The 26,486-nt window shown below is 66.7% G+C and carries 27 protein-coding genes and 1 pseudogene; 10 read left to right on the plus strand and 18 right to left on the minus strand.

Going from position 1 to position 26,486, the window contains the following annotated elements; genetic code table 11:
- Positions 1-43: 43 nt before the first annotated feature.
- The 5 genes and pseudogenes from ABWV53_RS00060 to ABWV53_RS00080 form a co-directional block, all read left to right on the plus strand.
- Positions 44-214 (plus strand): annotated as a pseudogene (locus ABWV53_RS00060) (IS4 family transposase); the annotation flags it as partial.
- A gap of 91 nt (positions 215-305) precedes the next feature.
- On the plus strand, positions 306-707 hold the full coding sequence (locus ABWV53_RS00065) for a hypothetical protein (protein ID WP_353361849.1): 402 nt from the start codon (positions 306-308) through the stop codon (positions 705-707).
- Between the two features lie 41 nt (positions 708-748).
- Positions 749-2,593, plus strand: coding sequence for a hypothetical protein (locus tag ABWV53_RS00070; RefSeq protein ID WP_353361661.1), 1,845 nt, complete (start codon positions 749-751; stop codon positions 2,591-2,593).
- A gap of 64 nt (positions 2,594-2,657) precedes the next feature.
- Positions 2,658-3,491 carry an HAD family hydrolase gene (locus ABWV53_RS00075; protein ID WP_353361845.1) on the plus strand — a complete coding sequence of 278 codons (834 nt, stop codon included), beginning with the start codon at positions 2,658-2,660 and terminating at the stop codon, positions 3,489-3,491.
- Between the two features lie 108 nt (positions 3,492-3,599).
- On the plus strand, positions 3,600-3,881 hold the full coding sequence (locus ABWV53_RS00080) for a hypothetical protein (protein ID WP_353361663.1): 282 nt from the start codon (positions 3,600-3,602) through the stop codon (positions 3,879-3,881).
- Between the two features lie 158 nt (positions 3,882-4,039).
- On the opposite strand, the gene ABWV53_RS00085 is transcribed toward ABWV53_RS00080, so the two are convergent.
- On the minus strand, positions 4,040-5,002 hold the full coding sequence (locus tag ABWV53_RS00085; RefSeq protein ID WP_353361665.1) for a tripartite tricarboxylate transporter substrate binding protein: 963 nt from the start codon (positions 5,000-5,002) through the stop codon (positions 4,040-4,042).
- A 391-nt stretch (positions 5,003-5,393) separates the two neighbouring features.
- On the opposite strand from ABWV53_RS00085, the gene ABWV53_RS00090 reads away from it, so the two are divergent.
- A complete protein-coding gene (locus ABWV53_RS00090) occupies positions 5,394-6,899 on the plus strand; it encodes a PQQ-binding-like beta-propeller repeat protein (protein ID WP_353361667.1) in 1,506 nt (501 codons plus the stop codon).
- A 99-nt stretch (positions 6,900-6,998) separates the two neighbouring features.
- On the opposite strand, the gene ABWV53_RS00095 is transcribed toward ABWV53_RS00090, so the two are convergent.
- The 7 genes from ABWV53_RS00095 to ABWV53_RS00125 all read right to left on the minus strand — a co-directional run bounded on the left by ABWV53_RS00095 (position 6,999) and on the right by ABWV53_RS00125 (position 12,921).
- On the minus strand, positions 6,999-7,370 hold the full coding sequence (locus ABWV53_RS00095; protein WP_353361669.1) for a hypothetical protein: 372 nt from the start codon (positions 7,368-7,370) through the stop codon (positions 6,999-7,001).
- Positions 7,371-7,480: 110 nt separating this feature from the next.
- Positions 7,481-8,218, minus strand: coding sequence for an amino acid ABC transporter ATP-binding protein (locus tag ABWV53_RS00100; RefSeq protein ID WP_056670037.1), 738 nt, complete (start codon positions 8,216-8,218; stop codon positions 7,481-7,483).
- Between the two features lie 75 nt (positions 8,219-8,293).
- Entirely contained in the window at positions 8,294-8,962 is a 669-nt protein-coding gene (locus ABWV53_RS00105; protein WP_353361671.1) for an amino acid ABC transporter permease, read from the minus strand.
- A gap of 1 nt (position 8,963) precedes the next feature.
- Positions 8,964-9,692: an amino acid ABC transporter permease gene (locus ABWV53_RS00110; RefSeq protein ID WP_353361673.1), complete on the minus strand. Its 729-nt coding sequence runs from the start codon at positions 9,690-9,692 to the stop codon at positions 8,964-8,966.
- A 117-nt stretch (positions 9,693-9,809) separates the two neighbouring features.
- Positions 9,810-10,712, minus strand: coding sequence for a transporter substrate-binding domain-containing protein (locus ABWV53_RS00115; RefSeq protein WP_353361675.1), 903 nt, complete (start codon positions 10,710-10,712; stop codon positions 9,810-9,812).
- A gap of 119 nt (positions 10,713-10,831) precedes the next feature.
- The gene (locus tag ABWV53_RS00120) at positions 10,832-11,719 is read right to left on the minus strand and encodes an amino acid ABC transporter substrate-binding protein (RefSeq protein WP_353361677.1); all 888 of its coding nucleotides are present in this window, start codon (positions 11,717-11,719) and stop codon (positions 10,832-10,834) included.
- Positions 11,720-11,979: 260 nt separating this feature from the next.
- On the minus strand, positions 11,980-12,921 hold the full coding sequence (locus ABWV53_RS00125) for a LysR family transcriptional regulator (protein WP_353361679.1): 942 nt from the start codon (positions 12,919-12,921) through the stop codon (positions 11,980-11,982).
- A gap of 214 nt (positions 12,922-13,135) precedes the next feature.
- Here ABWV53_RS00125 and ABWV53_RS00130 point away from each other — a divergent pair, with 214 nt between their 5' ends.
- From ABWV53_RS00130 to ABWV53_RS00140, 3 genes are read left to right on the plus strand one after another with little or no spacing between them, the layout of a single operon-like run.
- Entirely contained in the window at positions 13,136-13,726 is a 591-nt protein-coding gene (locus tag ABWV53_RS00130) for a TRAP transporter small permease (protein WP_353361681.1), read from the plus strand.
- Positions 13,723-15,021: a TRAP transporter large permease gene (locus ABWV53_RS00135; protein ID WP_353361683.1), complete on the plus strand. Its 1,299-nt coding sequence runs from the start codon at positions 13,723-13,725 to the stop codon at positions 15,019-15,021. Before ABWV53_RS00130 ends, ABWV53_RS00135 begins: the two co-directional genes overlap by 4 nt.
- A 30-nt stretch (positions 15,022-15,051) precedes the next feature.
- Positions 15,052-16,104: a DctP family TRAP transporter solute-binding subunit gene (locus tag ABWV53_RS00140; protein WP_353361685.1), complete on the plus strand. Its 1,053-nt coding sequence runs from the start codon at positions 15,052-15,054 to the stop codon at positions 16,102-16,104.
- A gap of 54 nt (positions 16,105-16,158) precedes the next feature.
- Here the strand turns inward: ABWV53_RS00140 and ABWV53_RS00145 are convergent, their stop codons facing one another.
- The 4 genes from ABWV53_RS00145 to ABWV53_RS00160 all read right to left on the minus strand — a co-directional run bounded on the left by ABWV53_RS00145 (position 16,159) and on the right by ABWV53_RS00160 (position 19,319).
- Positions 16,159-16,479, minus strand: coding sequence for a nucleotide pyrophosphohydrolase (locus ABWV53_RS00145; protein ID WP_353361687.1), 321 nt, complete (start codon positions 16,477-16,479; stop codon positions 16,159-16,161).
- A gap of 68 nt (positions 16,480-16,547) precedes the next feature.
- Positions 16,548-17,066 (minus strand): GNAT family N-acetyltransferase, encoded by a 519-nt coding sequence (locus ABWV53_RS00150; protein WP_353361689.1) that lies wholly within the window; start codon positions 17,064-17,066, stop codon positions 16,548-16,550.
- Positions 17,063-17,341 carry a type II toxin-antitoxin system TacA family antitoxin gene (locus tag ABWV53_RS00155; RefSeq protein ID WP_353361691.1) on the minus strand — a complete coding sequence of 93 codons (279 nt, stop codon included), beginning with the start codon at positions 17,339-17,341 and terminating at the stop codon, positions 17,063-17,065. Before ABWV53_RS00155 ends, ABWV53_RS00150 begins: the two co-directional genes overlap by 4 nt.
- Before the next feature lie 76 nt (positions 17,342-17,417).
- Positions 17,418-19,319: an ABCB family ABC transporter ATP-binding protein/permease gene (locus tag ABWV53_RS00160; RefSeq protein ID WP_353361693.1), complete on the minus strand. Its 1,902-nt coding sequence runs from the start codon at positions 19,317-19,319 to the stop codon at positions 17,418-17,420.
- A gap of 41 nt (positions 19,320-19,360) precedes the next feature.
- Between ABWV53_RS00160 and ABWV53_RS00165 the strand changes: the two genes are divergently transcribed.
- Positions 19,361-19,858 carry an acyl-CoA thioesterase gene (locus tag ABWV53_RS00165; protein WP_353361695.1) on the plus strand — a complete coding sequence of 166 codons (498 nt, stop codon included), beginning with the start codon at positions 19,361-19,363 and terminating at the stop codon, positions 19,856-19,858.
- 31 nt (positions 19,859-19,889) lie between these two features.
- Here ABWV53_RS00165 and ABWV53_RS00170 read toward each other — a convergent pair whose 3' ends face one another.
- The 6 genes from ABWV53_RS00170 to ABWV53_RS00195 form a co-directional block, all read right to left on the minus strand.
- The gene (locus ABWV53_RS00170) at positions 19,890-21,716 is read right to left on the minus strand and encodes a tail fiber domain-containing protein (RefSeq protein ID WP_353361697.1); all 1,827 of its coding nucleotides are present in this window, start codon (positions 21,714-21,716) and stop codon (positions 19,890-19,892) included.
- Positions 21,717-21,948: 232 nt separating this feature from the next.
- The gene (locus ABWV53_RS00175) at positions 21,949-22,536 is read right to left on the minus strand and encodes a bactofilin family protein (protein ID WP_353361699.1); all 588 of its coding nucleotides are present in this window, start codon (positions 22,534-22,536) and stop codon (positions 21,949-21,951) included.
- A 177-nt stretch (positions 22,537-22,713) separates the two neighbouring features.
- Positions 22,714-23,178, minus strand: a complete 465-nt coding sequence (locus ABWV53_RS00180) for a thioesterase family protein (RefSeq protein ID WP_353361701.1) — start codon at positions 23,176-23,178, stop codon at positions 22,714-22,716.
- A gap of 115 nt (positions 23,179-23,293) precedes the next feature.
- Positions 23,294-24,094, minus strand: coding sequence for an enoyl-CoA hydratase (locus ABWV53_RS00185; protein ID WP_353361703.1), 801 nt, complete (start codon positions 24,092-24,094; stop codon positions 23,294-23,296).
- Between the two features lie 10 nt (positions 24,095-24,104).
- Positions 24,105-24,935 (minus strand): acyl-CoA thioesterase, encoded by an 831-nt coding sequence (locus tag ABWV53_RS00190; protein WP_353361705.1) that lies wholly within the window; start codon positions 24,933-24,935, stop codon positions 24,105-24,107.
- Between the two features lie 351 nt (positions 24,936-25,286).
- Positions 25,287-26,486 (minus strand): acetyl-CoA C-acyltransferase, encoded by a 1,200-nt coding sequence (locus tag ABWV53_RS00195; RefSeq protein WP_353361707.1) that lies wholly within the window; start codon positions 26,484-26,486, stop codon positions 25,287-25,289.

Consider the following 26,486-nt stretch of genomic DNA (forward strand, 5'->3'; position numbering starts at 1 on the left):
ATGAAACGCTGGCCAAGGCGACTGGCTGATCCGCACGCCCCTCTTGCAGCGAGCCCGCAAACTGCGCCCCGAGCTGCCCAGCAACTGGCAGGCCCGGCTGATCCAGACGAATGTAGATGGCAAGCGCCGACGCTTCATCACCTCCATGCTCTACTCCAACCGGTCTGCCGCGCCGCAGCTGGCGCAGGTGTACTGCCAGCGCTGGGATAAGGAATTAGGGTTTCGGGAGATCAAGCAGTCACTGCAGCTAAACAATAGCGTTCTGCGCAGCAGGCAGCCCGAGTTGGTGAAGCAGAAGGTGGGGCGTGCTGATCGCGCACACGCTGCTGCGCCGCTGCATGTGCCTGATGGCCCAGCACGTGCAGGCGGAGCCTGCGCTCACCAGCTTCCATACGGCACGCCAAGCCATCGTGGGCATGCTGCGCGGTGTGTACCTGGCCCGTGCCAGCACCATGGCTCAGCACATGCAATGGCTGCTCGAGTTCGACCCCTTGCCCGTCAACCAATGGGATAAGCCGTTAAGCGGTGGGTCTATAGCATATCCTCTGGCGACCGTGGCTGATCCAGAGCTTCCACGTCCGAACGAACCCCTACGGCAGGCGCCCGGTCACAATGGCAGAGAATGTCATGCTGTTCCCCTACGGGTGATCTGCTGTTTTTTGGTCGAGATCCTCCTGGGCCTTGACGCCAACCTTGCGGCACTTTGATCCACCAGATCACTGAGTGCTCAGCGCTTTTTCCCCATCCCATGCACTCTTTTCTGTTTCGACTTGGTCACGCATGTCTCGCCTTGGCACCAGCTCTTGCGCTAGCCCAAGGGACGGAGTCGACAGCCTCCTCGGCGAAGACGATGTGGATAACACCGACCATCGAAGGGCTGGGACTGTGCGAAACGGCGCTGAAAGATCCCAAGATCACGTACCCGGGTGCTGCCTATGCGAAATGCAAGGAACTCAGGGACGATGGTGCCAGTGTGGTGACGCGCTTGCTCGACAAACTTGAGCCGGGTGGCCCCAAGGGCCGGGTGCAGGTGGGCTATACCGCCACGCTCCAACTGCTCGGCCTCTATCGGCAGACCCCGCAAGGCTGGACTATTGATACAGACAAAGCCGACGCATTTTTCAGTTTGATCCAGAACGTCAAGAGGCCTGTCGTCCTTTATTTCCAGGCTAGCCATTTCGATTCTCAAGGCGCGATCACCGACTCGCTATTGAAGGAGACTCGCAACCTCCTGCAACTGAAGAACGGCAAGCCACTTGAACTGAAATATTTCGGCTACAGGATCACCCCTTACACCTTGCAGACTGATGCAGAAATTCCTGTCAATCGCTACCGTTTCGAAGCGCTGCGATACCTGGCCGAACGCGTCAAAGCCTTGCCTGCGCCTGTGCAGCAGCGAATCGTCGCCATTACGTTGGCGGGCGAGCTTCATCAGATGTTCCCGGACTTCGAGAACGGCATGGGCGCCTATGACAACATTCAGGTTACCGATTACAGTCCGGCCTCCATAGCTGGATTCCGCACCTGGCTAGAGCGCAAGTATCGCAGCATAGGGCAACTGAATTCTCAAACGGGGTTGAAATACCGCAGTTTCTCTGCGGTTCAGCCACCCTCCAAGGACATTCGAAAAGAGAGGCTCAACAGCTTTGGTGAACACTATGACGCCTTCGCGGATGGCAGGCTGCCCTTTTCAGGATGGTTATGGGACCCCGAGAAGAAAATCTCGCGCTTGGATTTGTATGTGGACGGGCAGCGCGTGGCAGAGATTCCAACAGGCCTCAACCGGCTGGATGTCTATCGAGCGGAACCCTCCATCACAGATGCCAATACCGGTTTCCGCTATGACCTCGACTATCGCGCCATGGCGATCGGCAAACATCGAGCGCAAGTCATCGCAGAAACAGGCACTGGACGGTTTCAGTTGGCCGAGCGTGACTTCTCGATCATCGCGCGTGACCAGTCGCCCGGGCCGAACGATGTTCCTGGATCTGTCAAGGGATTGGCGGCCAGCGCCACGGTCCCTGGTATCCGGTCATGGCTGGATTTGCCCAAGCCGATTCAGGATTTGTATTTCAACCCGCTGGCCCGCGATTGGAATGCCTACCGTGAGATGCAGGTACGGGAGTTTCTTGCCGCGTTTTATAACGTGGCTTTGGGGGCAGGAATGCCTGCCGACAAGCTGTACTCGCACCAAATCGTTCCACAAGTGAATTCCACATGGAATCCGCAATTGTTTGCCGCAGATCTCAGCATGGCCGCGGATGTTCCGTGGAAGCAAGGCCTGAACATGTACGGCGGCGCTGCGGACAGCGCATGGATGCGCAATTTTCTGGCTGGCCGCAAGGTCACGGATTACGGAGTGCCGGAATTCAACCCGCAGCAGTGGAAGACCAAGGGCGTGCACTTGCGCTCTTTGCAGAGCCACTTGGATGGTGGCGCTCGTTTCGTCAGTCCATACTACCTTTCCATCATTCCCGACAAATTCAAAGGTACTGAGGAACACGGGGTGAATCGGATGGAAATTGGCCCGAATAATCCGAAAGACGGGTCAGACGCCTTCTATAAAGCCCTGATCGAATTCGCTCGGAAATGATTGCTTGAGAAGTCCGCCCCGAATCGGAGATGGCTTCCTTCCGAAAAACGCACTCCATATGGACATGCTCTCCTTGACCCATTGGCCCGCAGACGCGGCTGCACGCATTCATGGCGTTTTCACTGATATCGACGACACCCTTACGACCCATGGGGCCGTCACCCAAGACACACTCGCTGCGCTGTCATCGTTGAAACGGGCAGGCCTGCACGTCATTCCAATCACCGGTCGACCCGTAGGATGGTGTGAAACGTTTTTGGCAGGCGAGTCCGGTGCCCCATGGAACGTTGACGCCATGGTGGCAGAGAACGGGGCGGTAGCGCTGAGTCGGCCAAGTGGCGCGGTTGGCAGCCATGCAGGCACTGACCTCAGCGTTCTGACCCGCCATTACCAGCAGAACGCGCAGACCCGTTCCGTCAATCGCGTGCGCATGGCTGCGGTAACCCAGCGCGTGTTGAGAGAGGTACCGGGCATGCAACTCAGCCGGGACAGCGGTGGCCGGGAAACAGATCTTGCCTTCGACTACGATGAATTCGATCACCATCCACCGGAGACCGTCGAACGCGTGCTTTGCATCTTGAAGGACATGGGCATGCAGACCACCGTCAGCAGCATCCACATCCACGGCTGCTTTGGCGACTTCGACAAGTGGCAGGGCGCCCGCTGGATCGTGCGTGAACTGCTGCAGCGCGACCTGACTGCCGAGCTCGACCGCTGGGTGTTCGTCGGCGACTCGGGCAACGACCAGCCGATGTTCCAGCATTTCGTGCACAGCGTGGGCGTGGCCAACATCGCCCACGTGGCTGCGCGGCTGGCGCATCTGCCGACCTACATCACGCGGCAGCCGCGCGGGGCCGGCTTTTGCGAAGTGGCGCAGGCGATCCTGGCCACGCGCTAAGGACATCTGCCGTGCCACCGGGCCTTCGTCAGTGCATTCGTCGCAGCTTGATGCACCTCTGACGCAGACAGTTGCGCCAGACAGGCCCGAGCTGCGCTAGAGTTCCGCATGGACCCGATCAACACTCTCAGACAATGGCAGGCCTTCGACCGTTCACGCCCCACCCTGCCGGGCGAAACCCTTCTGGTGGCCGGCGTCGGCCTGGCGCTGATTGCCGTGTCGCTGCGCTCCGAGCATCGCGGCACGGCTGCCGTGCAGGCCGCGGCTGGCGGCGCCCTGTTGCTGCGAGCGGCCCGTGGCTGCGACTACCTGACACAGTTGCCCCAACCCCGCCCCGCGCCCGCGTGGGACGCCCATCTGGAAGACGCACGCGCTCTGGGCCTGGACTGAATCGGGCGGCCTTCGCGCCAGGCGCAGGGGCAGGAGTAGAGGCCCTCCACGGTGGCACACCCCCTGGGGCGTGCCGGATTTCGTGTGCCATCAGGCGCTGGCGCTTGTCCGTCCAGCACTTATCGCTATCCATTCGATAGCAATCGGATGGCGGCAGCTCACGACGCCTTGGCAAGCCCCAGTTTCTCGACCAGCGCCTTCTCGCGCGCGAACGTCGTTTCGGCGAACTTCTGGTAGGCCGCAGTGCCCATGTAGATCGGCACCATGTCGTAGCGGGCCAGCGCGGCGCGGTAGCTTTCCTGCTCCATCGCCTGCTTGAAGGCGTCGTGCAGACGCCGGACCACCTCGGGCGGCGTGCCCCGGGGCGCGCCCAGGCCGAAGGGTGAGTTCTGCACCACGTCGATGCCCAGTTCCTTGAGCGTGGGCGCATCCGGGAACTTGGCCAGCCGCTCCGCGCCCCAGGTGTTGAGCACCCGCAGCTTGCCGGCCTCGACCTGCGGCGCGAAGCCCGTGGAGTCGGCCGCCGCCATCAACTGGCCGCCCAGCGTGGCCTGCATCAGGTCGGCGCTGCCCTTGTACGGAATGTGAAGCAGCTCGATCCCCAGCTGCTGGGCGATCAGTTCCATGGTGAGGTGCGGGCTCGTCAGCGTGCCGGTGGAGCCGTAGCTGAGCTTGCCGGGGTTGGCCTTGGCGTAGGCAACGAAGTCGGCCCAGGTCTTGAAGGGCGAGTTGGCAGGCACCACCACGCCAAAGGCGTAACCCGTCAGATTCAGCACGTAGCTGATGTCCTTGACCGGGTCCCAATTGATCTTGGTGGTGTAGGGCAGGCGGAACACACCGAGCGGAATCTGCCCGACCGTGTAGCCGTCGGGGGCCGAGGTCTGCAGCGCCTGCGCGGGCAGCGTGCCGCCCGCGCCCGGCTTGTTGTCGATGATGACGGGCTGGCCCAGCACCTTGCCGGCTTCCTCCGCCAGCATGCGCATGGTGATGTCGGTGGGGCCGCCGGCAGGGAACGCGACGATCAGCTTGATGGACTTGGTGGGGAACGCCTGCGCGCGGGCGACGAGGGCGGGGGCGGCCAGGCTGGCGGCGGCAAGTTGCACGAGTTGGCGACGATGCATGGATGCAGGATTCCTTGGAAAAAGGCAGGGAAAGATCTGCCCATTGCACTGCATCGGCCCGTTCTCTCTCACGCCGTAAACCCTGGCAGCTGTCCCGAACGCGTCAGCCCCGCCAGCCTGGTGATCCAGCCAAAATGCGCTGCACCGCTGATGCAACATGAGTCTTAAGCTATCATTTTCAGAGCAAAGAAAAGAATGCTCAGAACGCGGTACCCACGGCTGCCTGGGGGCTTTGCCCAGCCCCGGCGCAAGCTCCTACAGCCCCCGCCGGAAGGAGCCGACACCTCGCCCACGCCCCACCACCTAACTTCGCCACACGGGCTTTCAGGCAAGAACGGCGAGCCCTCCCCACGCACCCCTCCCTGCCCTGTTTCCTGAAAGGAAGCCCTCCATGTTGTCGCACCGTGTCGCGCCTACCGCCATGGGGTTGCTACTCGTGTTCGTCGGGCTGGTGGTGGGCACGGGCGGTGTCTGGCTGATGGCGCTGGGCGGCTCCTGGTACTACCTGCCCTCGGGCCTGCTGATGGTGCTGACTGGCCTGCTGCTGCTGCAGGGCAGCCCTGCCGCTCTGTGGGCGCACACCGTGCTGCTGGCCACCACCCTCGCCTGGTCGCTCTGGGAGACGGGCTGGGACGGTTGGGCACTGGCGGCCCGTGGCAACGTGGTCTGGCTGATGGGCCTGACCATGCTGACCCCCTGGTTCCTGCGCGGCCTCGATGCCCCCACCCCGCCCCTCGCCCGCAAGGGCCTGGGAGCCGCACTGGCCAGCTTCGCCATCGTGGGCCTGGCGGCAACGCTGCTGCCCGCCGGTGCCCCCGACCGCCTGGCCCGCGCGACCGGCGCGGCGGCCGAAGCCCTCGCCCCGGTGCACGGCGGGGTGGTCATGACCGGCCAGGCTGCGCCTGTGGCGCCCACCACGCTCTTCCAGGACGGCTGGGAACGAACGGCGGCACCACGCTACGCCGACGTGCCCACGGAGGAGCCGCTGCTGTCACCGCCTCTGGCCGAGCCATCGCGCTGCCCGGGCGCGTTGCTCATTCCCACTTCGCAGGGTCGGCTGGTGGCTTTCAACGCGGCCGACGACGTCGATTGCAGCGGCTTCGGCAGCGAAGGCCTAGCCGATGGCGAGGGTGTGGATGTCATCGAATTCCCGCCCTTCCGCGGCTTCATCGACCACGTGGACTGGCAGGCTGCCGCGCAGGCACTGCACCGGGACATCGAGGCGCATCCCGCCGTCTTGCTGAACCCATCGCAGCAGCGGTCCAGCCTGGCACCAGCGTCCGGCCCGGCCGCCACGGATTCGCCTGACGCGCCCTCGGGCCGCCCCTTGACCGGTGCCACCATGTGGGGCGTGACGCTGTTCGACCAGCTCGCCTGCCGCATTGCGTTCGAGACCCTGCGATTCGAAGGCCGCTTCGCCCGGCCCATGGCGCTCGGCCTGCTGCTGCAGACGCCGCAGCTCGGCGGGCGCGAACTGGTGGTGTCGGGCCCAGCCGCCTTGATGTTCACGGCCGAGGTGGTGGCCCTGCCGCCGGGCATGGCAGACCGCGCAGGCCTGCTGGCCTCGTCAGGGGGGCAGGATGCGCCGATGGCCGATGGGCTGCGCAACGCAGTGCTGGAACGGGCGGAAGGCGCACCGACGTCATCGTCTGGTCAGCCGATTCAGTCGCAGGCGGTGGACGCACGGTCGCCAGTTGCCGGGGTGTACGCCGTGCGCCTGCAACCCTTCCTCTCACCCATCGGCCTGCCCTGCCAGGCCCCGCCATGGCAGCTGCAAACGGCACCCGGTGCGCTGCAGGCCATGAAGCCCGCCCCGCAGCCGTCTGCGCCTTCACCGTACTACACCCGCTCGGGTCGCCCGATGGCGGCGGCGCCGTCGGAAGCATCGGCGTTGTAGGCTGCCCAGTGCGGTCAAGGGTGATTTCACCCTCCGGCGCTTGTTCCATCGGCCTATCGCGCTATAGATAGAATAGCATTCGACAGCACCGCCAGCATCTCAGGCATCGATCTCCCGCACCTGGATCGGCTGGGCATCGCAGCCCTGGCCGGCGGCGATCCAGCGCCTCGCCAACGCCTTCACCCATCGCAGGGCCCACGGCCTGCGCAGGCCGGTGGTTTCCGCAGGGTCGCTGAGCAGGCCGCACCGGTAGCGGCGACCGTCGTCGTCCCAGCGCAAGGCGTCGCAGGGTCCACGGCGCTTTCGCGAAACGATCATGCCCACCGGGCAAGGCTCTGCGAGGCAGCACAAGCCGCAGCCGTTGCACGGTTCGCCCCAGGCAGGCTGCGGCGGAGCGCCGACCCGCCATTGCACGGGCTGCCAGTCGCCGGTGGAAGAGGCCGGGGGGCCGGTGGATGCGTCGTCAGACATGGCAGGACGTGCAAGCCCGCCACCGGCGCGCCGGCCGCGACCCCACTGGCGCGGCAAGGCACGGGCGCCCGGGCCGCACGCCATTCACGCGGCGGCCGGGCCGGCAGCGATCAGTGCTGCAGGATCTTGTTGAGAAATTCCTTGGTGCGAGGCTGGCGCGCATCCGGATTGCCGAAGAAGTCTTCCTTCGTGCAGTCTTCCAGGATCTTGCCGCCTACGTCCATGAAGATCACGCGATGGCCGACCTTGCGGGCGAAGCCCATTTCGTGCGTCACGCACATCATGGTCATGCCTTCGTTGGCCAGGCCCACCATCACGTCGAGCACTTCGCCCACCATCTCGGGGTCCAGCGCGGACGTGGGTTCGTCGAACAGCATCACGATGGGGTCCATCGACAGGGCGCGGGCGATGGCCACCCGCTGCTGCTGGCCACCCGACAGCTGGCCCGGGAACTTGTCCTTGTGCGCCGACAGGCCCACGCGGTCCAGCATCTTCAGGCCGCGCACCTTGGCGTCGTCGGCGCTGCGGCCCAGCACCTTCACCTGCGCGATGGTCAGGTTCTCGGTCACCGACAGGTGCGGGAACAGCTCGAAGTGCTGGAACACCATGCCGACCTGGCTGCGCAGCTTGGGCAGGTTGGTCTTCGGGTCGTGCACGGCCACGCCGTTGACCCAGATCTCGCCCTTTTGCACCGGCTCCAGCGCGTTGACGGTCTTGATCAGCGTAGATTTGCCGGAGCCCGACGGGCCGCAGACCACCACCACTTCACCCTTCTTGATGGTGGTGGAGCAGTCGTTGAGCACCTGGAAGCTGCCATACCACTTGGAAACGTTCTTGAGTTCAATCATTTGCTTTATTCCTCACTCGCTCGAATCACTCTCGCGTGTTCGCTCGGCTTTCGTTAAGGGTTCGTGGCGTGGGGCTCAACGGATGATGGCGATCTTGCGGTGCAGCCGCTTGACGAACCACGATAGCGCAAAGCACATCACGAAATACACGACGGCGGCCAGCAGGTAGGCCTCGATGGGCCGGCCGTAGTTCTTGCCGGCGGTCTCGAAGCCCTTGAGCATGTCGTAGGCGCCGATGGCATAGACGAGCGACGTGTCCTGGAACAGGATGATGGTCTGCGTGAGCAGCACCGGCAGCATGTTGCGGAAGGCCTGCGGCAGGATCACGTACTTCATGTTCTGGCCGTAGGTCATGCCCACGGCCTGGCCGGCGAACACCTGGCCGCGCGAGATCGACTGGATACCCGCGCGCATGATCTCGCTGAAGTAGGCCGCCTCGAAGGCGACGAAGGTGATCACCGCGGACATCTCCGCGCCGATGGGCTTGCCGATCAGGAACGGCACCAGCAGGAAGAACCACAGGATCACCATCACCAGCGGGATGCTGCGCATGCCGTTGACGTAGATGGTGGCGGGCACGTCGAGCCACTTCTTGCCCGACAGGCGCATCAGCGCCAGCACGGTGCCCAGCAGAATACCGCCGATGGTGGCCACGATGGTCAGCACGATGCTGAAGTAGAACCCCTTCAGCACGAACTTGCTGATGATGTCCCAGCTGTAGAAGGAGAAGTCGAGATTCATCATGTCAGTGGCCTCCTGCGCCGCTGGACGCGATGAAGCCAGGCACCCGCGAGCGCTTCTCGATGAACGACATGATGCGGTTGATGGCGAAGGCCGAGATGATGTAGAGGCCCGTCACCGCCAGGTAGATCTCGATGCCGCGCGAGGTCTCTTCCTGCGCCTGCATGGCGAACATGGTCAGTTCGGCCACCGATACGGCGAACGCGACGGACGAGTTCTTGAAGATGTTCATGGTCTCGCTGGTGAGCGGCGGAATGATGATGCGGAACGCCATGGGCAGCAGCACGTAGCGGTAGTACTGCACGGTGGTGAAACCCATCGCCATGCCCGCGTAGCGCTGGCCGCGCGGCAGGGCCTGGATACCGGCGCGCACCTGTTCGGCGATACGCGCCGAGGTGAAGAAGCCCAGGGCGAGCACCACCAGCACGAAGCCGGAGACACCCTTCATCACGGGAAACACCGCAGGCACCACGTGGTACCAGAGGAAGATCTGCACCAGCAGCGGGATGTTGCGAAACAGCTCCACCCAGGCATTGCCGAAGCCGACCAGAAACTTGTTGTCCGGCAACGTGCGAATCGTGCCGATGATGGAGCCGGCGACCAGGGCGATCACCAGAGCCAGCAGGGCGACGGACACCGTCCAGCCCCATGCGGAGAGCATCCACTGCAGGTACGTCGGGTACTCACCGCCCGGATCCTGCAGGAATACCTGCCAATCCCAATTCGATCCCATGGGAATTCCTTCTTTGAATGGTTTTGTCTTCCAAGGCGCCCCGCCAGCCCCCTCGCCTGCTTACAAAAAACGCCCACTCGCGTGGGCGTTTCGGGCGGGCACGGGCACTGGGAGTGCTCAGTCCTTCAGCGTGTACTCTTCAGCAGGCTTGTCGTTGGGATTGGCCCACGCATCCTTGGTCGCATCGCTGGCGGGCAGGCCGATCTTCACGTTGTTCGGCGGGATGGGCTGCATGAACCACTTGTCGTAGAGCTTGGCCATTTCGCCGGACTTCATCATCGCCTTGATGCTGTCGTCGACCACCTTCTTGAAGGCCGGGTCGTCCTTGCGGATCATGATGGCGATGGGCTCCACGCTCAGCGTTTCGCCGACGATCTTGAAATCGGCCGGGTTCTTCGACTTGGCGATGTTGGAAGCCAGGATGGAACCGTCCATGATGAAGGCGTCCGCGCGGCCCGATTCGAGCAGCAGGAAGCTGTCGGAGTGATCCTTGCCGAACACTTCCTTGAACGTCAGGCCGTCGGCGCGCTTGTTCTTGCGCAGCGTCTGCACGGACGTGGTGCCCGTGGTGGTGGCCAGGGTCTTGCCGTTCAGGTCCTTGATGCTGGTGATGCCGGAGTTGGCCTTCACCGCCATGCGCACTTCTTCCACGTAGGTGGTCACGGCGAAAGCCACGTCCTTCTGGCGCGCCTGGTTGTTGGTGGTCGAGCCGCACTCGATATCCACCGTGCCGTTCTGCACCAGAGGGATGCGGTTCTGCGACGTCACGGGCTGGTACTTGGTTTCCAGCTTCGCCAGGCCCAGGTGCTTCTGCACGTCGGCGATGACCTTGGCACACACATCGTAGTGGAAGCCGGTGTACTTGCCGTCGCCCAGGGTGAAGGAGAGGCCCGACGATTCGCGCACGCCTTCGGTGATCGTGCCGGACGCCTTGACCTTGGCCAGCGTGTCGCCGGCTTGTGCAAAGGCGCTGCCTGCAGCCAAAGCGGTAATGGCTACGGCCAACAGATGTTTCTTCATGGATATCTCCTTAACTTGCGAATACAAAACAGAGGCTTTCATTCTAGAGGCGGGTTTTCTGCGGACAACCCGCAGAAACCAGCCTCCCGAACAGGGGCGGCCGGCCATCATGCGGCCGGTCAGAACGGGACTTGGTCCGTCGGGTACTTCCAGAAATCGCGCAGCAGATAGCTGACGGGAAGGTTCAGCGCACGGTTGTAGGGCGCAATCGGCTGGGCGAACCACTTGTCGTAGATGGGATAGATCTCGCGGCTGGTGATGAGCCGGCGCATTTCGTCGTCCACCAGCTTCTTGAATTCGGGGTCGTCCTTGCGCAGCATGATGGCCAGCGGCTCGGTGGTGACGAAGCGCCCCACCACCTTCAGCGATTGTGGATCGGGTCGCTGGGCGGCCAGGCCAAAAAGCAAAACATCATCCATCACGAACGCGTCGGCCTCGCCCTTGTCCACCATCTCCACCGCGTTGCCGTGCTCGGGCGCCTCCAGCAGGGTCACGGCCATGTGCCGCTCGCGGATCAACTGCTGCATGGCCTTCAGCGGTGTCGTGCCCTTGGTGGACACCACCTTGCGGCCCTCCAGGTCCTCCAGCCGGTCGACCGGGCTGGCACGCCGCACCAGCAGCCGCGCACCGGTGATGAAATGGGGAATGGTGAAGGCCACCGACTGCCGGCGCTCGGCGTTGTTGGTCGTCGATCCGCACTCCAGGTCGGCCTGGCCCTTGCGGATCGCATCGATGCGGGTGGCCGGCGTGACCTGCAGAAAGTCGACCGCCACGTCCTTCATGCCGGTCTTCTTGCGCACCACCTCGGCGATGCGCATGCAGAGATCGATGGCGTAGCCCACCGGCTTGCCGTCCTGCACATACGAAAAAGGCACCGCCGATTCGCGGTGGGCAATCACGAGCGTGCCACCCTTGGCCACCTTCGTCAGCACCCCCTCGGCGGACGCGCCGAGCGTGCAGCCCAGTGCCACCATGCCGCCAGCGATTTTCCAAAACGAAAAAGCCATGAAGGAGTGTCTAGATGTGAAGATGCGAACAAGAAGCAATGTCTGCGCCAGCCGACGTGCCCCGGATGGGAGCACACGACCGGCGCGCATGGCCATCAGATGCGCAGCCGACTGTAAGGGCCCCGGCGGCGGCTTTCCAATGCCGATTGCGAGACGATGTTATGCGCCAAGCACATACATCGGGTTTACCCGGGGCATAACCGTGGGGCTGGGCGAAGGGTCATTCCGCGGCGAGGAAGCCTACGAACTGCAACACCCGGTTACACAACACCCGCGTTGACCGTTTGCGACTGCAGGTAAGCCCAGAGCAACTGCGCCATGCCCTTGAGCGGCTCCTTGCCGGAGGGCTTCTCGCGGTAGGCCCGCACCTCCATCACCATCTGCAGGTCCTGCACCCCGGCGGGTGCCGCGCTGACGAGGCGCCGTGCGCGCAGCTCCTTCTTCACCGCGCTGTGCGGCAGGAAGGCGACGCCGTGGCCTTCCAGCGCCATCGCCTTCAGGCCCTCGGCCATGTCGGTTTCATATACCCGGTCGAGATGGATAGCGGTGCTCGACTGCTTGAGGATGAGCTCCGTCACCCGGCCCAGATACGCGCCCGGCGCGTAGCCCAGATAGGGCAGCGGCTGGCCCGGGCGGCCCGGCAGGCAAAAGAGCGGCTGCCCGTCCGCACCCGCTTTCGCATAGGGCGAGATCACCTCCTGCCCCAGCGTGACCATCTCATAGCGGTCGGCATCGAGCTGGAACGGCTGCGACGGGTGGTGGTAGGCGATCAGCACGTCGCAGCCGCCCTCCACCAGCCGCAGCACGGCGTCATGCACGTTGAGCGCGATGAGCCGGCTTTTCAGCGGCCCGAACTTGTCGCGCAGCCCGGACACCCAGGCCGGGAAGAAGGTGAAGGCCAGCGTGTGCGGCACGGCGAACTCGATCATGTCCTTGCCCGCGCTGGTGTGCGCGCGCAGCATGGCGCGGGTGTTCTGCAGCGCCTGCAGCATTTCCAGCGACTGGTCGTAGAGCGTCTTGCCGGCGGGCGTCAGCCGCGTGGGGTAGGAGCTGCGGTCCACCAGGTCGGTGCCGGCCCAGGCCTCGAGGGCCTGGATGCGGCGCGAAAAGGCCGGCTGCGTCACATGCCGCAATTGCGCCGACCGGCTGAAGCTGCGGGTTTCCGCCAGGCTGACGAAGTCTTCGAGCCACTTGGTTTCCATGGCGCGCATTATGTTCGCGGCGCGGGCCATGCTGCGGTGCGGGAACACCCCACGCGGCGGCACGCACCTTTGCCTGCACAATGCGGCAGGCGCCCACCGCGCCCGTGCTTCGTCCACGCCGCCGGTCCACGACACCGGCTGGCAGAGTGACCGTGTTGCCTGCCGCCCTGCGGCGTTCTGCGTTTGTCCGACCCTCTGCCCGTCCTCCTTTCCCATGTCCGCACATCCCCCGTCCGGCGACACGCCCGACGTCTCCGTGGCCCCTTACCGCGATTCCCGCGACCCCCACGCCCCGCCCCGGTCCCTGCGCATCGAAGACTGGCTCACCGTGATCGTCATGGCGCTGCTGGCGCTCATCACCTTCGCCAACGTGCTGGTGCGCTACTTCACCAATTCGTCGTTCGCGTGGACGGAGGAGATCTCCGTCTTCCTGATGATCGTGCTGGCCCTGGTGGCCGGCTCCGCCGCCGTAGCGCGCGACCGGCACATCCGCATCGAATGGTTCGCCGAGCGCGGCTCCCCCGCGCGGCGCCGCTTCCTGGCGCAGTTCGGCGCGGCCCTGGTGGCCGTGCTGTTCGGCGTGATCGCCGTGCTGAGCGTGCGCGTGGTGTACGACGACTTCCGCTTCGACGAGACCTCGCCCGGCATCGGCCTGCCGCAGTGGTGGTATTCGATCTGGCTGCCCATCCTGTCGCTGCTCATCACCTGGCGCGCCATCGGCCTCTACATCCGCCAGGGCCGCCGACCCGATGCGTTCTTCATGGACGCGGACGCCCACGGCCTGCCACCGGAGCGCCAGCCATGATCGCCACGCTGCTCTTCGTCGCCTTCCTGGTGCTGATGTTCGTGGGCGTGCCCATCGGCGCGGCGCTGGGCCTGGCAGGCGCCGCCGCCATCGCGCTGGCCAACCAGGAAACGCAGTGGTTCGGCCTGCTGGCCGTGCCGCAGAACTTCTACGCCGGCCTGGGCAAATATCCGCTGCTGGCCATCCCGATGTTCGTGCTGGTGGGCTCGATCTTCGATCGCTCGGGCGTGGCGCTGCGCCTCGTCAACTTCGCCGTCGCCATCGTCGGGCGCGGCCCGGGCATGCTGCCGCTGGTGGCCATTGCGGTGGCCATGTTCCTGGGCGGCATCTCGGGCTCGGGGCCGGCCAACGCCGCCGCCGTGGGCGGCGTGATGATCGCGGCCATGAGCCGCGCCGGCTACCCGGGCAGCTTCTCGGCCAGCGTGGTGGGCGCGGCTGCGGCCACCGACATCCTGATTCCGCCCTCGGTCGCCTTCATCATCTATTCGGTGCTGGTGCCGGGCGCCTCGGTGCCCGCACTGTTCGCGGCCGGCATGATCCCCGGCGTGCTGGCCGGCATCGCGCTGATCGTGCCGGCCGTGTGGCTGGCGCGTCGCCACAAGATGGGCGCGCTGGAGGCCGCCATGCCCCGCCCGGCTTTCTGGAAGAGCCTGCGCGAAGCCTCCTGGGGCCTGGCCGCGCCGGTGCTGATCCTGGGCGGCATGCGCGCGGGCTGGTTCACGCCGACCGAGGCCGCCGTGGTGGCCGTGTTCTACGGCCTCTTCGTGGGCATGTGCATCCACCGCACCATCGGCGTGCGCGACCTGTTCCCCATCCTGCGCGAGGCGGGCGAGCTGTCGGCGGTGATCCTGCTGGTGGTGTCGCTCGCCGGCATCTTCGCGTTCTCGCTGTCCACGCTGGGCGTGATCGACCCGGTGGCCAACGCCATCGTGCATTCCGGCCTGGGCGAATACGGCGTGCTGGCGCTCCTCATCCTGCTGCTCATCACCGTGGGTATGTTCCTCGACGGCATCTCGATCTTCCTCATCTTCGTGCCGCTGCTGCTGCCGATCATGAACCACTACCAGTGGGACCCGGTGTGGTTCGGCGTCATCCTCACGCTCAAGGTGGCCCTGGGCCAGTTCACGCCGCCGCTGGCGGTGAACCTGATGGTGTCGTGCCGCATCGCCGGCGTGCGCATGGAATCCACCGTGCGCTGGGTCGGCCCCATGCTGCTGGCCATGGGCCTGGTGATGCTGCTGGTGATCGCCTTCCCGCAACTCGCGCTGTGGCTGCCGGCCCGTTTGGGCTACTGACCGAATTCATACGACAAGGAGACTGAAACCATGAAACTGCGCACTTTCCTCACCTCCGCCGTGGCGGCTGCCGCCGCCCTCGCCTTCAGCGCCACGCCCGCACTGGCGCAGGCCAGCGGCGCCACCACCAACTACAAGAGCGAATACCGCATGTCGCTGGTGCTGGGCACGGCCTTCCCCTGGGGCAAGGGCGGCGAGATCTGGGCGAACAAGGTGCGCGAGCGCACGCAGGGCCGCATCAACATCAAGCTCTATCCAGGCGTATCGCTCATCCAGGGCGACCAGACGCGCGAATTCAGCGCACTGCGCCAGGGCGTGATCGACATGGCCATCGGCTCCACCATCAACTGGTCGCCGCAGGTCAAGCAGCTGAACCTGTTCTCGCTGCCCTTCCTGTTCCCCGACTACGCCGCCGTCGACGCCGTGACGCAGGGCGACGTGGGCAAGTCCCTCTTCCAGACGCTGGACAAGGCCGGCGTGGTGCCGCTCGCCTGGGGCGAGAACGGCTACCGCGAGATCTCCAACTCCAAGAAGGCCATCAAGAGCCCCGCCGACCTGAAGGGCATGAAGATCCGCGTCGTCGGCTCGCCGCTCTTCCTGGACACCTTCACCGCGCTGGGCGCCAACCCCACGCAGATGAGCTGGGCCGACGCTCAGCCCGCCATGGCCAGCGGCGCCGTGGATGGGCAGGAAAACCCCCTGTCGGTCTACATGGCTGCCAAGCTCTACACCGTGGCGCAAAAGCACATCACGCTCTGGGGCTACATGAACGACCCGCTGGTCTTCGTGGTGAACAAGGACATCTGGAACAGCTGGACGCCCGCCGACCGCGAGATCGTGAAGCAGGCGGCCATCGACGCCGGCAAGGAGCAGATCGCCATCGCCCGCAAGGGCCTGGTGGAAGCCGACAAGCCGCTGCTCAAGGAAATCGCTGGCCACGGCGTGACCGTCACCCAGCTCACCCTCGAAGAGCGTGAAGCCTTCACCAAGGCCACCCGCCCGGTGGTGGACAAGTGGAAGGGCCCCATCGGCACCGACCTGGTGAGCGCGGCGGAAAAGGCGATTGCGGCGCGCAAGCCCTGAGCGCCCCCCCTCAGCCCCGAAGCCCCGCACCTGCGGGGCTTTTCTTTCGGGCTGTCAACGCACCAGGGGCGGGTGCTTGATGGCGTTCATTTGCAGCTTGTGGGCGACGGCAGCTTCCAGGTCCACGCCCGTGTGATCGGCCAGCTGCAGCAGGTACAGCAGCACATCGGCCATCTCCTCGCCCACACGCTCCCGCCCTTCGGCCTGCTGCGCCAGTGACCGGGACTCTTGCGGCGTAAGCCACTGGAACAGCTCCAGCAGCTCGGCCGCCTCGACCATCAGCGCCATCGCCAGGTTCTTGGGCGTGTGGAAGGGCTGCCAGTCGCGGTCGGCGGCAAAGGAGCGCAGTTGCGCCTGGAGATCGTCTATGTCCATGGTGCTGCTCAGATCACTCACTTTTTAATAGCATCCAGCGCTTGATCCATCTGCGCCAGAGGCCTTTTTCATTCCAAATTTCCACCCACTGCGGCCACCGACGCCGCAATGTCCGCCATCGATCGGAACAGCACCAATGGGTCGTCGCGCGACGCCGCAAACCCCCGCCGCAACCAAAATGCCGCCGCGCCCTCGTCCACCGCATGCACGACCAAGGCACGTCCGCCGATCAGCCGGGCCGCCGCCACGCTGCGCTGCAAGGCGTGCTTGACCAGTCCCGTGCCCACGCCCTGTCCCGCCCAGCGGCTGTCCGTGGCCAACTGGCCGAGCAGCAGGCAGGGCACGGGATCGGGCGGCTGTCCGGTGCGGATGGATCGCGGCAACTGCGCGGGCAGTACCGCCGTGGGCGACAGGCCATAGAAGCCGACCACGCGCCCCTCGACATGCACCACGACCACCGCCGTGAAGCCCTTCTGCTGATTTGACAGCGCGCGGGTCTGCAGCCACCGGTCCAACGCGGGATGGCCACACGAAAACGAGGCCACCTCGTGCTGCGCCGTCAGGGCCTGCGGCCCCTCGATCTTCACGAAGCGCGTTCCCAGGGCGCGGGGCGCTGCAACACCTCCACCATCTCGGGCACCGCCGTGCCGGGCGCGGCCAGCACCGCCAGGAATTCCTCGAAGCTCTCAGGGCTCATGCGGATGGGCAGGGCTTCGAGCAAGGCCTCTTCCGCCGCACGCACCGCCGCATCGCGCATGAACTCGGTCCGCGAGCGCCCGCGCAGCATGGCGGCCCGGTCGATCATGGCCAGGTCGCTCACGGCAAGGCGCAACGAGAGGGGGTGGTTGGCAAGTGTGGTCATTCCCGAATTTTAGTCGTGTATTGCAAACAGCACTACAAACCGGTTGCACCCCTGACCTGGGGCGGGCGCTACTGCGCTACTCCCCTCCCTGGCTTTCGTGGCGCTGCAACGCCCACATGCTCGCGTACCGCCCGCCGCGTGCCAGCAGTTCGGCATGCGTGCCGCGCTCGATGATCTGGCCTGCGTCCATCACCAGGATCTCGTGCGCGTCCACCACGGTGGAGAGGCGGTGCGCGATCAGCAGCGTGGTCTTGCCCTCGGCGGCGCTCTGCAGCTCGGCCTGGATGGCGCGTTCGTTGGCTGAATCGAGCGCGCTGGTGGCCTCGTCGAAGATCAGGATGGGCGGGTCTTTCAGCAGCGTGCGGGCGATGGCCACGCGCTGCTTTTCGCCGCCCGAGAGTTTCAGCCCCCGCTCGCCCACCGGCGTGGCGTAGCCCTGAGGCGTGGCGGCGATGAAGCCGTGGATGCGCGCTGCCTGCGCGGCCGCCTGCACCTCGCCTTGCGTGGCGCCGGGCCGGCCGTAGGCGATGTTGTAGGCGATGGTGTCGTTGAACAGCACCGTGTCCTGCGGCACGATGCCGATGGCGCGGCGCACGCTGTCCTGCGTGACGGTGCGCACATCCTGCCCGGAGAGGGTGATGGTGCCGGACTGGATGTCGTAGAAGCGGTAGAGCAGCCGCGCCAGGGTGGACTTGCCGGACCCCGACGGCCCCACCACCGCCACGGTGCGGCCGGCGGGGATCTCGAAGCTGACCCCGCGCAGGATGGGCCGCGCCGGGTCGTAGGCGAAGTGCACGTCCTCGAACTGCACGGCGGGCGGCCCCTGCAGCACGAGCGGCACGGCACCGGGCGCATCGGCCACCTCGCGCTCGCGGTCCATCAGCGTGAACATCTTGTCCAGGTCGGTCAGGCTCTGCTTGATCTCGCGGTAGATCACGCCCAGGAAGTTGAGCGGTATGTAGAGCTGGATCATGAAGGCGTTGACCATGACCAGGTCGCCCACCGTCATGCGCCCGTCCGCCACGCCCTGCGCGGCGCGCCATAGCATGCAGACCAGGCCGGTGGCGATGATGAGCTGCTGGCCGGTGTTGAGCAGCGACAGCGAGGTCTGGCTTTTCAGCCGCGCGCGGCGCAGGCGCTGCAGGCTTTCGTCGTAGCGGCGTGCCTCGAAAGCCTCGTTGTTGAAGTACTTGACGGTCTCGTAGTTGAGCAGCGAGTCGACGGCCTTGGCATGCGCGGCCGAATCGAACTCGTTGGCCTGGCGCCTAAAGTGCGTGCGCCATTCGGTCACGCCGACGGTAAAGGCGATGTAGAGCGCCAGCGCGCCCAGCGTGATCCAGGCGAACCAGGCGTCGAAGCGCACGGCCAGCACGGTGAGCACCATGAACACCTCGATCAGCGTGGCGCCGATGTTGAAGAGGGTGAACGAGATCAGCGACTGGATGCTGCCCATGCCGCGCTCGATGTCGCGCGTCATGCCGCCGGTCTGCCGCTCCAGGTGAAAGCGCAGCGACAGCGCATGCAGGTGCTCGAAGGTCTGCAGCGCGATGGTGCGGGCCGCGCCCTGCGTGGCCTTGGCGAAGACCAGCTCGCGCAGCTCGGTGAAGACCGAGGTGGAGAGGCGCAGCAAGCCGTAGGCCACGATCAGCGCCACCGGCACGACCACCACCATGGCGGGATTGCCGGGCGTGATCGTCATCGCATCGACCAGGTGCTTGAGCAGCAGCGGCACGCCGACGTTGGCCGTCTTCGCGCCGATGACGAACACCAGCGCCGCGACCACGCGCCATTTGTACTGCCACAGATAGGGCAGCAGGCGGGCGATGGTGCCCCAGTCGGAGCGCCGTGGGGCGGGCGGCGCCGCCGGGTCAGCGGAGGCCGATGAATGCGCCGCCGCCGGATGCGGGGAGCCGCCGTGCGGGGACGCGTGGGAATGCGGAGCGTGGGGGGAGGCAGCAGATTCGCCGTGGGGGCGCATGAAGGACAATTCCGGTTGTTGTTTTTACCGAGATTGTGCCCATGACCGAATCCGCCAGCGCGACGCCCCCGTCGGCCGCGCCCGCCGCCACCGCCACTACCGCCGCCATCACCGCACTGCCTGCCGACAAGGAGCTGGTGCTCAAGGTCATCCCCATGCCGGGCGACTGCAACGCCAACGGCGACATCTTCGGTGGCTGGGTGATGGCGCAGGTGGACCTGGCGGGCTCGGTGCTGCCCGCGCGCCACGTGCAGGGCCGCATGGCCACGGTGGCCGTGAACGAATTCGTGTTCAAGCAGCCGGTGCGGGTGGGCGACATCCTCTCGTTCTTCGCCAGCGTGCAGCGGGTGGGCCGCACCTCGGTCACCGTGCAGGTGGAGGTATATGCCGAACGCTTCGCCGCGCAGGGCCGCTATGTGAAGGTGACCGAGGCCCGCCTGACCTACGTGGCCATCGACGCGGCGGGCCGGCCCCGGCCGATTCCCGCGCTCGCGGCAGCCCCCGGGGGTGTGCAGGAAGGCCTGCCGCACGCGGGCTGAGCGCCCGGCGCGGCCGCTGCCGCTGCCGTGCTCAGCGCTTCAGGCGCTCGATCTCCGCGCGCAGCTGCTCGATCATCAGGCGCTGCTCGGCGATCGCATCGCGCTGCTCCTTGAGCAGCGTGTGCAGGCCCTGGATGGCGACCAGGGCGGCGCCATCGGCATCCACCGTGTTGATGGTGGTGTCGTTCTCGCCCAGGCCGAAGGCGGCGCGGAAGTCCTGTGCGGTGGGCCCCAGGTGGCGGATGGCGGGCGCCTGGGTCTTGTAGTTCCAGCTCTGGATCGGCAAGGCCGCTACCTTCTCGAGCACGGCCACCGGGTCCACGTCCGCGAAGTTCTCCTTCTTGTTCCGGTCGCTGATGCTGTTCCATGCGCCCCCGCCGGCCGCCACGGTAACGCCGGAGGACAGGTTCTGGCTGGTATACAGGTAGATCCCGCCACAGCCCCGTGCGACGAACTGGTTGTTGCCGGTGGTGCGGACGTCGTCGCTGCTGAACGACGCGCAGCCGTCGCCGAGCACGATGCTGCCCTGGTGCAGGGCCGAGGCGTTCTTGCCGATGGCGACGGTGAAATTCGCGTTCGCCTTGTTCTGCAGGCCGAGCGCCACGCCGAAGCTGCCGGTCGCGATGGACGGCCCGATCGTGATCGCGGCAAGGCCGCTGGCGATGGAGCTCGGCCCCATGGCCAGGGTGTCGTCGTTGGTGGCCTGCGCGCCGCTGCCGATGGCGACTGCGCCCACGCCCGATGCCGTGCCGTTGAAGGTGAAGCTGCGTTCGGACTGGGCGTTCCCGTTGTTGCCCAGCGCGACGGAACTGTCGCCCTGGGCCGTGGTGCCCTGCCCGGCCGCGAAACTGTACGGGCCCAGGGCCCGCGTGTTCCATCCGAACGCAGCGGAGGCGTCGCCGATGTTGGCGTCGTTCCAGTAGGTCGCGCCGCCACCGTCGACGCGGCCTGCGCGCAACGCGGACTTGGAGGGCACCCACATCATGCGCACGCCGGCCCCGCTGGCGGGCGTGTTGCCGTTGCCGGAGGTGCCGCCGACGGTGAAGGCGCCGTCATCGGACAGGCGCATGAGGGCCTGGTTGCCGCTGTCGGTGGCGACGTTGACCAGCGCGGCGGTGCCGGTGCCGATGGCGTTCGCCGAAGCGATGTTCACCAGCGGCAGCGTGGCGCTGGTCTGGATGGCACCGGGCGAAAGCCCGACCACCGTGGCGGCCGTGTCCGCGCCCTTGGCCGCCAGGAGGGACCAGTCGCCCGACTGGCCTGGGGTGCTGCCCGCCGCCACCACGGAGGCGACGGCGACATACGACGAGCCCTGGTACTGCACTGAGTCGCGCGCGGCGTAGGTGGCCGCGCCCGACCACGCGCCCCGCCAGTTGAGTCCGACTGCGCCCTGGGCGCCGACCGGGCCGGTGGGGCCCTGCACGCCTTGCGGGCCGGTCGGGCCCGTGGCGCCGGCCGAGCCAGTGGCCCCCGCAGTGCCTGTCGCCCCCACCGCGCCGGTGGCGCCCGCCGGGCCGGTGGCACCGGCAGGCCCCGTGGCTCCGGCCGGGCCGGTGGCGCCGACCGCGCCGGTGGCGCCGGTGGCACCGGTGGCACCCCGGGGGCCCGCCAGCGCTGACGGGTCGCAGTTGCCCACCACGCCGGTCGCGTCGCGGCACACCACCTGCTGGAAGGTCGCTGCCGTGCCGGGCAGACCCGGCAACTGCACGCCCGCAGGGCTGACCCGCAAGGCCGGTGTGTCAGGGGCCGAATTGAGCAGCACGCCACCGCCACTGGGCGGCGTGAGGGAGATATCGGCGGCCAGGGCGGGCATTCCGACGCACGCGGCGATGACCCAGGGGGCGGAACGGGATTTCATGGACAGGTCGATCAACGTGAGGACGACCGTAAGCATAGGAGTAATTTGCAAACAAATGCGAATTACTGGGTAGGCCGCGGGACCGGACCGTCCTGGACCGTCCCGGCAATGCAAACGCCCCCGGTTTCCGCAGCGCCGTGATGCGCGGGAACCGGGGGCGAACGATCAGGGGGCAGCGGAATCGCGCTCCTGCGGGGCTGGCGGGAACCCCCCGCCCCGCGTGCCGTGGTGCTCAGGCCGCAGCCAACGCGGGCGAATCGTTGCGGGCGTAGGCCGTGGAGGCCGAAGTGCTGGACTGGCCGCTGCGGCTGGCGCTGCCACCGGCCTCAATCTCGCCCGAGAGCTGGCCGCCTTCCTCGATCACCACCTTGCCGTAGCGGATCTTCCCGGTGACCTTGCCAGTGCTGTAGATCACCAGCTTCTGGCGCACCGTCAGCGTGCCGTCGAATTCGCCGTGGATCTCGGCGATGTCGATCTCGGCCGAGCCGCGGAACGCGCCCTGTTCGGCGATCTGGATCACGCGCGAATCCATCGTGGCTTCGACAGTGCCTTCGACCACCAGGGTGTCGCAATCGGTGATCTCCACCCCCTTGAGCTTGATGTTCGGGCCAACGGTGAGCTTGCTGCCCACGCCTTCGCCGCCCGGCGCGGCGGAGGACGTGCCGGAGAGCGGCTTGTTCACCGCCGGGCCGCCTGCGAGCGGGCTGGCGGCGGTGGCAGCGCTGCCGGGCGTGGTGGCGCCGCCCAGCACAGAGCCGGGCTGACGGGGCTGGAAGGCGTCGGGTTCACGCTTGCCGAAGAAGGGGTTTTGCACGGCCATCAGATCTCCTTGAAAAGAGGGCCATGCTAGAAGCCGTGCGCGGTGAAAGATCCCACTGTTACGCAAGAACGGTAACCAAACCGCTCGTTGGTTGCATGCGCTTGCAGGGCTTGCAGCGGCACACATCGAAGGGGCTGCCGGCATCGCGAAAGCGCGGTCGGCGCCCGCCTGCCACCGTCACGCGACGATGTACGCAGCGGCCCCCACCGACAGCAGCGCGCCGTCGGCGCCAAAGAACTCCATGCGCGTGCTGGCCACCCGCGAGCCCAGGCGCAGCACCTCGGCGCGCATCGTGAAGTGGTCGCTGGCCACGCCCGGGCGCAGGTAGTCCACCCGCAGGTCGATGGTGCCCAGGCGGGCGAAGCGCTGCAGGCGCTGGGCGGGCGATTCGTCCATGTGCCGCGCCCCGATGGCGGCCATCACCGCCAGCCCGCCCATCGCGTCCAGCGACGCGCTGATGACCCCGCCATGCAGCCGCTGGTGGCCGTAGTAGCCCACCAGTTCGGGCTTCATGTCGATGCGCGCCGCCACCTCGTCGGGCCGCACGCTGTGCACCTTCAGGCCCAGCAGCTGGTGGAAGACGATGCGCTCCTCGAAGATGTCGGTCAGGCCGGCGATGAACTCGGGTTCGAAATCGGGCATGGGCTGCACGTTGGGGAACCTTCTCCGTGATTCACTATTATTTTCATAGCACCAAGCGCTTTATCCATCGGCGCTGGCGGGTGATTTCGCTTTAGAAACGACGCCGCCCGGCCGCTCAGGTCGCGCTGAAGTCCGGGCGCCGCTTGGCCATGAACGCGCTGAAGGCTTCCTTGGCGGCGGGTTGCACCAGCATGCGGCCGAAGCTCTCGCCCTCCTGCGCGATGCGCTCCAGCACCTCGGCCTGCTGGCCGTGCTTCATCAGGCGCTTGGTTTCGATCAGCGACGACAGCGGCTTGGCGGCCAGCTTGCGGGCCTGGGTCTGCGCGACCATGTTGCATTCGGTGGGCGGCACCACGCGGTTGACCAGGCCCACCTCCAGCGCGGCCTCGGCCATGAAGGGTTCGCCCAGCAGCAGCGCCTCGGCGGCGCGGTGGTAGCCGAACATGCGCGGCACCAGCAGGCTGGACGCAGCCTCGGGGCACAGGCCCAGGTTGACGAAGGGCATGGAGAACGCGGCGTTGTCACCCGCATAGACCAGGTCGCAATGGAACAGCAAGGTGGTGCCGATGCCCACGGCCGGGCCGCAGACGGCGGCGACCACGGGCTTGGGGAAAGTGGCGATGCCGCGCAGGAAGCGGAACACGGGCGAGTCCTGCGTGGACGGCGTCTGCTGCAGGAAGTCGCCGATGTCGTTGCCGGCGCTGAAGATGGCCACGTCGCCCTGCAGCACCACCACGCGCACGCTGGCGTCCTGCGCGGCCGCGTCGAAGGCGTCGGCCAGCGCAGCGTACATGGCGCGGGTGATGGAGTTCTTCTTGTCCAGCCGGTTGAAGGTGATGGTGGTGATGCCGGCTTCGGTGTGGACGAGGATGTCCTCCGGGGCCTGGCCCTGGCCAGCGTGGGTGGTGTCGGTCATGTCGTGGTCCTCATTCCTTGTAGTAGACGATCTGGTGGCTGCTGGCCAGCAGCAGGCCGGCGCGGCTCCAAAGCTGCGCGGTCTGGTCGAAGAAGCCGTTGCGGAACTCCTGCGCCCGCGCCTGGCCCAGCACATGGCCGGTGCCGGTGGCCTGCAGCTGCGCGCTGCCGGCATGGAAGTACACGGTGAGCGACACCGTGCCCGCCGGCACGCGCTGCGCCCGCCGCAGCCAGACGCGAGGGTAGAACACATCGGCCAGCGCGGCGAGCGCGCAGAAGTCGAGCGGCCGCTCGGGCGCGTCGCGCATCCAGAGCCGCGTGAGACTGCCCTCGCTGGTGCGGCCATCCCACTGCTGCGGCATGTCGCCCGCCACGGGGCGCAGGTCGTAGCGGTCGAGCCAGGCCACGCCCAGGCCCTGGCCCAGCGGCTGCAGGCCTTCGGGCGCGGGCGCATCGGGCATGGGGGTCTCGGTGATGCCCCAGGTCTCGCGGCGGGCCGCCGTCACGGCCGTGCCGGTGGTGGTGGTCACGGGCTCGCCATCGGGGCCGGGCTGGGTGATGGACAGCGTCCAGTGCTGGGTGGACCGGTTGGTGCGCACCGGGGTGGCCTGCACCGTGAAGTCGCCCTGCCCCACCGCGCCCGCGTAGTTGACGGTGAGCGCCAGCGGCTCGCCCAGCCGCGCGGGGTGCTGCATCACAGCCTGCAGCAGCGTGGCGGCCGTGGCGCCGCCGAAAGGGCCCACCATGTTCCAGTAGTCGGGCGTGGTGTGGCCGGTGTAGCGGTCGGCGCCGTCGGGCGTGAGCGCCAGCGCATCGTCCAGGGGGTGCAGGGGTTCGGTCATGGTGAGCTAGTGTGCCGTGGTTGCAAGCGGATGAGCGTCGTACCGGTGACTGGACACAGCAGCGCCCCGAAGGTATTCGCCAGCAGACGCCGTAGAACGGGCTTTGCCCGGCCACCGGCGTCGTCCCCCTTCCCGCGCGCCAGCGCGAGAGAAGGGGGAAGCCGCAAAGCGGCTCAGGGGGTTGTACCTAGGGAACCTCTGCACGAATCACCGCGCCGTGTGCATCTGCGGATTCGGGCAGTCTGCGGCGTTGCAAATCCTCGCCATAGCCCCGCTATGGCTGCGGTTTGCGCCTTGCAGCCCCTCCCGATCCGCAGCGCCCACTTTCCGCTCGATTCGTGCAGAGCTTCCCTAGACTTTTTCGAAGATGCCCGCAGCGCCCTGCCCCATGCCCACGCACATCGTGACCATGCCGTACTTCAGGTTCTTGCGGCGCAGCGCATGCACCACGGTGGCGGCGCGGATGGCGCCCGTCGCGCCCAGCGGGTGACCCAGGGCGATGGCGCCGCCCATGGGGTTGACCCTGGCCGGGTCCAGGCCCAGCTGGCGGATGACGGCGAGCGACTGCGCGGCGAAGGCCTCGTTCAGCTCGAACCAGTCGATGTCCTGCTGCTGCAGACCGGCATAGCGCAGCGCGGCCGGAATCGCCTCGATCGGGCCGATGCCCATGATGCTCGGCGGCACGCCCTTGCTGGCGAAGCTGACGAAGCGCGCCAGCGGCGTGAGCCCGAAGCGTTTGACGGCCGATTCGCTCGCCAGGATCAGCGCGCCCGCGCCGTCGCTGGTCTGCGAGCTGTTGCCCGCCGTGACCGAGCCGCGCGCGGCGAACACGGTCTTGAGCCTGGCCAGGCCCTCCAGGCTGGTGTCGGGCCGCGCGCCCTCGTCCAGCGACACGGTGCGGGTTTGGGCGATGGCCTCGCCGGCCTCCAGGTCGGCCGTGCGGTCGGTCACTTCGATGGGCGTGATCTCGTCGGCGAATTCGCCGGCCTGCTGCGCGGCCAGCGCCTTCTGGTGCGACTGCAGCGCGAAGGCGTCCTGGTCTTCGCGGCTCACCTTCCACTGCTGGGCGACCTTCTCGGCCGTCAGGCCCATGCCGTAGGCGATGCCCACGTCGCCGTCACGCGCGAAGATGCTGGGCGAGAGGGACGGCGTGTTACCCATCATGGGCACCATGCTCATGCTCTCGACGCCGGCGGCGATCATCACCTCGGCCTCGCCCACGCGGATGCGGTCGGCCGCCATCTGCACGGCCGACAGACCCGAGGCGCAGAAACGGTTGACGGTGATGCCGCCCACGCTGGTGGGCAGGCCCGCCAGCACGGCGCCGATGCGCGCCACGTTCAGCCCTTGCGCGCCCTCGGGAATGGCGCAGCCGCAGATGATGTCCTCGATGGAGGCCGGGTCCAGACCGGGCACCTGGGCGAGCGCGGCCTTCAGCGTCGTCGCCAGCAGGTCGTCGGGCCGGGTGTTGCGGAAGAAGCCGCGGTGCGACTTGCCGATGGGCGTGCGCGTGGCGGCGACGATGTAGGCGTCCTGCAGTTGTTTTGCCAT

The organism is Acidovorax sp. FG27, from assembly GCF_040365715.1.
Taxonomy (GTDB): Bacteria; Pseudomonadota; Gammaproteobacteria; order Burkholderiales; family Burkholderiaceae_C; genus Paracidovorax.